Genomic DNA, 7,489 nt, shown 5'->3' on the forward strand with positions numbered 1-7,489 from the left:
TCTTTCCCTACACGACGCTCTTCCGATCTCAGAAGGGTTACGGTTTCATCACCAACGATGCGACCGGAGAGGAAGTATTCGTACATTTCTCGGCTATCAATGCGGACGGTTTCAAGTCCCTGGAGGAAAACCAGAAGGTTACCTTCGACACCGAGTGCGACCCTCAGAACAGCAGCAAGATTCGCGCTACCAACGTAACCGTAGTAGGCTAATCGCTCCTGTGGAGCCAGATGACAAAAAGCATCGGGGAAACCCGATGCTTTTTCTTTGGTATATTTTTTATTATCCTTCCATCGTCATCTGGTGGACAGGAACTCGTACTCCCTCTTCGCCTGTGCATCATCCGGATAGTTCTTCAGATAATTCTCCATCAGGATGCTGGCCTGGCGGTAGTCCCCCAGATACTCATAAGCCACGATCTCGTTGAAGGACAGGGTCTGCATCATGGTCACGTTCTGGAGCTGCATGCCCGCCTGGAACGCGTCCAGGGCCTTTCTGTACTCCCCCTTCGCCATCTCGCAGAGCCCCAGCTGGTTATAGATCTCGGCATTGCCCTCGTTTTTTTCCAGGTAGCTGTTGTAGACATTGGAGGCGTAGTTGTAATCCCCTGTGGCCTCATAGGATTTGCCCAGGTACAGATAGCTCTCCACACCGCCCTTCTCCCTGGCCTCCTCCAGATCCAGATATGCGCTCTGGTACTCTCCCAGATAATAATGAATCCGTCCGCTGGCGTACTTGTCCATGTCCTTGTCGCCGGAGGCCAGCGCCGTCTGCAGATACTCCCTGCCCGTCTCGCCGTAGTCGAAATAATCCAGCACCTGATAGATTTCTATCAGTCTGTCGTAATTCTTCGGATCCATGGAGACGACTTTGTCGAAGTCCTCTTTTGCGCCCTCATAATTCCCCTGCACCATCCTCACGTTCCCACGCAGGAAATAGGCATCCTTCTCCCCCGGGCGCAGGGCCAGCACAGCGTCATAGATGTCCTCGGCCTCGCTGTACCTCTCGCTCTTGGTATAAGCGGCCGCCAGATAGAGGTTCAGGTCGAAGTCCACGTCCTGCACCAGACCGTCGCTGCCCCCGAGGGCCTCCTCGAAGCAGACAGCCGCCTGCTCATAATCCGTGAGCCCCATATAGGCAATCCCCCTGGCCCTGTCCACCAGGCGCATGTTCTCCCCGTTCTCCTCCGCCAGCTCCAGCTGCTCCAGGGCGCCCTCATAATTCAGCTCGCCGATCATCTGTACGGCACCCTGAGTCCTCTCTCCGCTGCCGCCGCAGCCGCACAGCGCCATGGCCAAGGCTGCCGCAAGCCCCAGGCCAAGCCCTCTTCTTCCGCTTTCCTTAAGCCGCATGGTTCTCCTCCAGATGCGAAGTGCAATGAGGGCATCTCACGCCCACTGCCATGTCCGGCACATTCCCTCTGGTGATGAATTTCCTGAATTCCGCGATGAAGCCTTTTCCCTTGAATTCCTTCCCGTCTTTTGCCATAATCCTCTTCCTGTCCTTTCCCGGATCCCGGTCCGCCTTGCGGACAGCTCCGCCCACTCCTATGTGCATGATTTCCTTCCAGATGCTTTTCTTCGGATGCGCCCTCTGAAAGCGGCACACATTCATAGTAACACAAGATTTCCCCTGCCACAACCCATTTGTGTGCTTGCCCATTCGAAAATTTTGGTATATACTGTATTCACAGGCCCGCAAGGTGGCCGATGCCTGTGACCTTTAACATAGGCAAGGAGGTAAAGTCATGACAAAACAGGAAATATCAGAAATCAAGAAGCTCCTCACACCGAAGAACTGCTCCATCACCCGCATCTGCGGCTGCTACGTGGACGGAGAGAAGAATAAGAAAGCCCTCTTCGGCCAGGCCTTTCTGGCGCTGCCGGAGGAGGAGATGTTCAAATATTTCGAGATTCTGCGCAAGGCCCTTTCCGGCACCCTGGGCAAGAACCTGCTGAACCTGGAGTTCCCGCTGTCCGCAGAGTGGACGGGGGACGGGGCGGCTGCGGACGGCCTGGCGGCGGATTCCCCGGAGACCACGGCAGAGGGCCCGGCCCCGGAAGGCACCGGCTTGGGAAACGGCTCGGCCGCCGATGCCCTGAACGCACACGGCCTCCTGCTGAGGCTCCGGGACAGCAAGCTCAAGGACGACGCCCTGCTGGAGGAATATTTCGACCGCATCATAGAGAACTACGAATTTGTAGGCAATTACCTGATCCTGCTGGTGCACGATGTCTACGATGTGCCCGGCAGGGCTTCCGACGGGATGGACATGGAGGATGCCTCGGACGAGATATATGAGTACATACTCGCCTGCATCTGCCCGGTGGAGCTGTCCAAGCCGGGCTTAAGCTACAATCCCGAGGAGAACGCCTTCCAGAACCGGGTCAGGGACTGGGTGGTGTCCCTGCCGGACACAGGCTTCCTGTTCCCCTCCTTCAATGACCGGAGCGCGGACATCCACAGCCTGCTCTACTATTCCAAGAATCCCGAGGAATTGCAGGAGGGCTTCGTTGACAGGCTCTTCGGCTGTCCCCTGCCCCTGTCCGCGGGAGACCAGAAGGAGACCTTCCAGACGCTGATCGAGGATACCCTGGGGGAGGACTGCAGCATCGAGATGGTGAGGGATATCCACGAGCGGTTCACGGAGCTTGCCCAGGAGAACAAGGAGGCCCCGGAGCCTGTGGTCCTGGATAAGACCCAGGTCAAGACCATCCTGGCGGACAGCGGCGTGGCCAACGAGAAGCTGTCGGAGTTCGACAGGCACTATGACGAGACTGCCGGGGAGAGCACCTCCCTGCTCATGAACAATATCATGGAGACCCGCTCCTTCGAGGTCAAGACCCCGGACATCGTCATCAAGGTCAAGCCGGATCGCACGAACCTGATTGAGACCAGGCAGATAGACGGCCGGGAATGTCTGGTAATCGCGCTTGACGGCGGAATTGTAGTCAACGGGATTACAGTGCGGACGGCCGGCGGACAGGGCATAGGGCCGGATGAAACGGATGACATATCATAATTCAGACGGCACAAAGTACATGGAATGCATATAATACATCATAAAAGCGCTTGCGGAGGAGAAACATATGGGCTGTTTGGGAAATCTGATTTGGTTTATCTGCGGAGGGTTATGGCAGGGGCTCTGCTGGATGGTTGCGGGCATTCTGTGGTGCATTACGATCATCGGCATCCCCATCGGGACGCAGTGCTTCAAATTCGCCTCCCTGGCCTTCTTTCCCTTTGGAAAGGAAATCGAATACGGGGGCGGGGCCATCTCCCTTCTCGCCAATATCCTGTGGCTGGTAATAAGCGGCATCCCGCTGGCCGCGGCCGCAGCGCTGAACGGCGTAATCCTGTGCTGCACGGTTATCGGAATCCCGTTCGGGCTGCAGTGCTTCAAGATTGCGAAGCTTGCGCTGATGCCCTTCGGGGCTACGGTCCGTTAGCCGTTTCGCCCCTGCGGAAGAACAGCCGCGCCTGTCAGCCGCCCCATGCCAGTCTTCTGAATTATTTTGAGAAGGACCAGCTCCTCCACCGGTCCCTCAAAACCCTCATATCTCATCGCGAACCACCCTTTCGTTAATGGCCATCACCAGCTCCTGCACCTTTGCCATATCAGGCTCTTCTGGCAAGTCCGTATGTTCCGCGGCATAGTGCAGCTTCTTTTCGAAATCCGAGAGCATCTCATAAAAGCTCTCATGAAATGCTCCGTCTTCCTTCCGGTATTTTCCGAATCTGATATCCATCAGAAGCCCATGCTCTTTTTCCCTGTAAGTATTGATTTCACCTTTCTCCAGAATGTCCAGCGCCATCATGAACAGCCGGATCAGATGCATGGCATGTTTATTCAGATGCAGGTCGTCTTTCTTTTTATTCCGCTTACCGACTTTCTCATAGTCCCGGATCACATTAGCCATTGTATTCCACATGCCGCAGTAATCCCTGAGGGGATAATGGGTCATGCTGGCATTGACGAAGATTTCCGTCTCAAGCTCCGGATTCACGGCTTTGTCGATGTATAATTCCAGGCTGCCGTTTTCAAAACGCCCATAACGATGGTTGAAATCATGCATCGCGCTCCTTACAGAATTGAAGATATGCCGCTCCTTTTCCGTCTGAGGGAAAGTGTCCCTGGCAAGCGCGTTCTGCAGTCTGCGAAGCTGCGCGTCCGCGTATCCGCCAAAGGACTGAATGGCCCTCTGTGAGAGGAACAGCCGCCTGTTATCCAAAAGCAGCCGCCCGATATCACTGAGGTACAGATAATGCTCCGGCTTCAGGCCCAAAAGCTCTATGGTATTGGGATTGCAGCTAAGCAGAAGCCCCACGACCTTATTGAATCCATAAATCACCGTGTCGGTGTCCTCATCCACATACTGTTCGAACCGGGTAAGGCCGATCAAATCCGATTTCTGGTTCAAAGCAATTCCCCTGATGTCAATGTCGCTCGTCCGGATATTGGTTCCGTAAGAGTAGCTGCCAGCCAGTCCCAGAAGCATCACATGCCTGCCCAGATGCTCATTGGTCTCGATAAAGCCATATTCCCTTTGCCGCAAAATCTCCCAGTATTCCATCTCTGCATCCCCCGCCTGTCATCCCGTGCTCATCTTCCTTTTATCCTTCACGCTCCCGCAACATACCGGGCCAGTTCCAGGGCGATGTCGAAATGCCCTGTATCGTGCTGGGTGCCTTTCGTCTGCCCTTCCTTTCGCCTTGTATCCCATTTGGGTGCGTCAAGGAGATCGCCGCTTGTAAAGAACGTGTACAGGTTCAGGCCTCTGAAATCACACATGGCCTGTAATGCGGCGCACTCCATTTCTACCGAAATGCAGCCGTCGGCTTTATGCTTTTGGAAGTTGTTGACGGTCTCCCTGTAGAACGAATCGGTGGTCCACGTCTTGCCCTTCACATGAGGGATGCCGTTTTCCTCCATAAAAGCGGCGACAATGTCCGCATTCCTGACCGTGACATAATCCGATGCAGGCGCATAGTGGTAGGATGTGCCCTCATCCCGATAGGCCTGCGTCGGTATCATGACCTTTCCATGGGCGATTTCCTTATTCAGACAGCCCGCGCCGCCGAATACGATATATTTGTCCGTCTTTATTTCCGCCAGGGTGTCCTCCACCGTGCACACACACGCGGGCGCCCCCACATAGGTTTTGTAAAACGCAAATTTCTTTCCTTTATATGAAATACAATAAATCGGTGTATTGCCCGTCGCGAAACAAAATGACGCGATCTGCTTACAGTCATAGTTTTCCAGCACAAACTTTTCAATCACATGGGAAAAGGTCAGGATGCATGCATCGACCTGCGGTGTGTTTTCTCTTATCTGGGGATTGATGATTGCCGGGGACTGATTGTCAAATGCTTCTGTGATCATGTCTTCTCCTCCTTGTGTTTTGGTTCTTTTGATTATAAATCTTTTCCGGGGAAAAAGCAATTTTTTATTCTCATGATACATTTTTCAAGATTTGTCTCATTTTCTGCCCCACTATTGACACTATAAAAACACGATGACACAATCATATCATCAATACAATTGTTTCATCGCCATCGTTTCAGGGCGGCTGGCAGTTCGGGGAAGTTTCTGACAGAAAGATTTCTGCCATTCCCGTTAATCCGTATCGGGATATCAGTTCTTTCAGGCCTGATTTTATCTCGTCCCGGCTGAAATCATTCTTCTGTAAAAAATCATCCTCTTTCTCATTGAGATAAGAATAAAACAGCAGCGCCACCTCCAGATTTACCATATTGTTATCAGACGTCATATCGTATATCTGGTTTTCAGCTTCGTTAATGTCCCCATTATCGACCATATCCAATAGCTTTTCCAGCATGTCCCGGCCCTCTTTTTCCTCCAGTAAATCTTTATTGGGATTGTCGGTATCCATATGGAAAAGCAGCTTCAATATGGCACGTATCATTTCTTTTATCAGTCTTATGATATAATCCTGCTCAAACACATAGATGCTCCTTTCTGCATATATTCTATCATGCAGAAAATTTCAAAAAAGAAATTTCATATGGCTGATTCTATCATATTCCTGTCAGGTTTTTTATTAAATTTTCCTAAAATGTAATAAATCTTAAAAGCGCACGGAAATAAACAGGGGAACCGGTGTCATCCGGTTCCCCACGGGCATCGGGATTCAGGTTCGCAGTATGGACGATGGAGCCCATATCTTCTTCCTGTCCGCTTTTTCCATCAGCGCCGTCCTGTCTGGCGCTACTTTGGCGACTCCCTTTTCCGCAGGGCAGGAAACTTATTTCCCATATGGATGTTCTGCGCCGCATCCTCTCTGGCGTATTCCGTAATCCTCTCCCGGAGGGAATCCGACAGCTTCGATTGTAAGACAGCATATAAAATGCATCGGCGGATAAACCCACATTCCAAACCACGATTGCACCACATTACTATAAATTGCACGAAATGACTATAAAGCTTATAACATCACCACCGCCTGCAACTTTTCCGCATCACATGGTGCGGCGGTTAGCTTTTGTAGGATTATCATAAAGATTTCAGGTTCCTGCGGCACTGTGCCATTTCCTCCTCCCTTACCGTATTTATGATGTGCTGCAGTTCGCTGGCCACCGAATCCCGCTCCTTCGGCAGATAGGCGGTGACCGGGTAAAAATTTGAACTGGAGTCGGCAAACAGGTGCGTCCGTATCTGCAGATTTCTGATGAATACCTGTAGTTCCTCCAGGCGCTCCTTCTCCCCGGCAGGTGTGAACTGCCCCTCCTGCTCCATGCGGTACAGCTCCGTATCCGGGAACAGCGTCAGAGAATCCACCAAGATAAAATAAGGGTTGAGCCAGCTGAACAGCTCTGCGCTGTTCACCGCATTCCAGTACCCTCTGCCCTTCCCCGCAAGCCCGGTCATGTAGACGAAATAATATTCAATCCCCGCCTCGTCCAGCTTCCAGCACTGCTCCAGTATGTCAGCCGCCGTATATCCCTTGCCCGCCAGGGCAAGCGTGCCGTCGTCGCCGCTCTCCGTCCCGATGGTCAGCCCGTTTATCCCCATCGCCCGAGCTTCTTAAGCTGCCATTTTCCGGCATTTTCTTTCTCCTTTATTTTCATCTTCCGCAGCCGCATCATTTCCCTCAACTCGGACTCTCCTTTTATCTCTCTTGCAGTATTTTTCCACTTGCTAATCCGCCAAAACAGAGGTAAGCTACGACACCAGTGCCGTCCCGCACTCTTTACAGCGGCTGCCGGTTCCCTCCGGTGCTTTCCCCGTCATGTTCCCGGTCAGCCCATTCCTCCTGTAGAACGCTACCACCGCATCCTTGGTCAGCCCGGCTTCTTTTGCTATGGCTCCGTATCCCAAACTTGAGGGTAAAACAAAAAAGGAGCCACCGGATTCAGGATTCAAAATCCCATAATCCGGCAGCTCCTTCCTATTGCCCTACTCTTCTTTCAGATAAATCTCCACCACCGTATCCTTCTCATCCGGCAGCGGATAGCAGTCCGCCGC

General features: G+C 52.6%; 9 protein-coding genes. 2 read left to right on the top strand and 7 right to left on the bottom strand.

Annotation, left to right across the window (positions count from 1 at the left end; genetic code table 11):
• Positions 1-296 precede the first annotated feature (296 nt).
• Both Q2B33_RS22350 and Q2B33_RS22355 read right to left on the bottom strand, forming a co-directional pair.
• On the bottom strand, positions 297-1,352 hold the full coding sequence (locus Q2B33_RS22350) for a tetratricopeptide repeat protein (RefSeq protein WP_300769562.1): 1,056 nt from the start codon (positions 1,350-1,352) through the stop codon (positions 297-299).
• Positions 1,342-1,557 (bottom strand): hypothetical protein, encoded by a 216-nt coding sequence (locus Q2B33_RS22355; RefSeq protein WP_300565255.1) that lies wholly within the window; start codon positions 1,555-1,557, stop codon positions 1,342-1,344. The genes Q2B33_RS22350 and Q2B33_RS22355 overlap by 11 nt, the downstream gene beginning before the upstream one ends.
• A gap of 190 nt (positions 1,558-1,747) precedes the next feature.
• On the opposite strand from Q2B33_RS22355, the gene Q2B33_RS22360 reads away from it, so the two are divergent.
• Both Q2B33_RS22360 and Q2B33_RS22365 read left to right on the top strand, forming a co-directional pair.
• Positions 1,748-3,022, top strand: coding sequence for a DUF4317 domain-containing protein (locus tag Q2B33_RS22360; protein WP_300565257.1), 1,275 nt, complete (start codon positions 1,748-1,750; stop codon positions 3,020-3,022).
• Positions 3,023-3,089: 67 nt separating this feature from the next.
• A complete protein-coding gene (locus Q2B33_RS22365; protein WP_296465744.1) occupies positions 3,090-3,449 on the top strand; it encodes a YccF domain-containing protein in 360 nt (119 codons plus the stop codon).
• A 105-nt stretch (positions 3,450-3,554) separates the two neighbouring features.
• On the opposite strand, the gene Q2B33_RS22370 is transcribed toward Q2B33_RS22365, so the two are convergent.
• From Q2B33_RS22370 to Q2B33_RS22390, 5 genes are all read right to left on the bottom strand, one after another.
• Positions 3,555-4,574, bottom strand: a complete 1,020-nt coding sequence (locus Q2B33_RS22370; RefSeq protein WP_300565260.1) for a nucleotidyltransferase domain-containing protein — start codon at positions 4,572-4,574, stop codon at positions 3,555-3,557.
• Positions 4,575-4,621: 47 nt separating this feature from the next.
• Entirely contained in the window at positions 4,622-5,386 is a 765-nt protein-coding gene (locus Q2B33_RS22375) for a nucleoside phosphorylase (protein ID WP_300565262.1), read from the bottom strand.
• A 178-nt stretch (positions 5,387-5,564) separates the two neighbouring features.
• On the bottom strand, positions 5,565-5,969 hold the full coding sequence (locus tag Q2B33_RS22380) for a DUF6483 family protein (protein ID WP_300565264.1): 405 nt from the start codon (positions 5,967-5,969) through the stop codon (positions 5,565-5,567).
• Positions 5,970-6,517: 548 nt separating this feature from the next.
• Positions 6,518-7,036 (bottom strand): radical SAM protein, encoded by a 519-nt coding sequence (locus Q2B33_RS22385; RefSeq protein WP_300565266.1) that lies wholly within the window; start codon positions 7,034-7,036, stop codon positions 6,518-6,520.
• Positions 7,037-7,186: 150 nt separating this feature from the next.
• Positions 7,187-7,342, bottom strand: coding sequence for a hypothetical protein (locus tag Q2B33_RS22390; RefSeq protein WP_300815600.1), 156 nt, complete (start codon positions 7,340-7,342; stop codon positions 7,187-7,189).
• Between the last annotated feature and the right edge of the window lie 147 nt (positions 7,343-7,489).

Origin of the sequence: uncultured Acetatifactor sp., from assembly GCF_948601915.1 — a bacterium.
Classification (GTDB): domain Bacteria; phylum Bacillota; class Clostridia; order Lachnospirales; family Lachnospiraceae; genus Acetatifactor.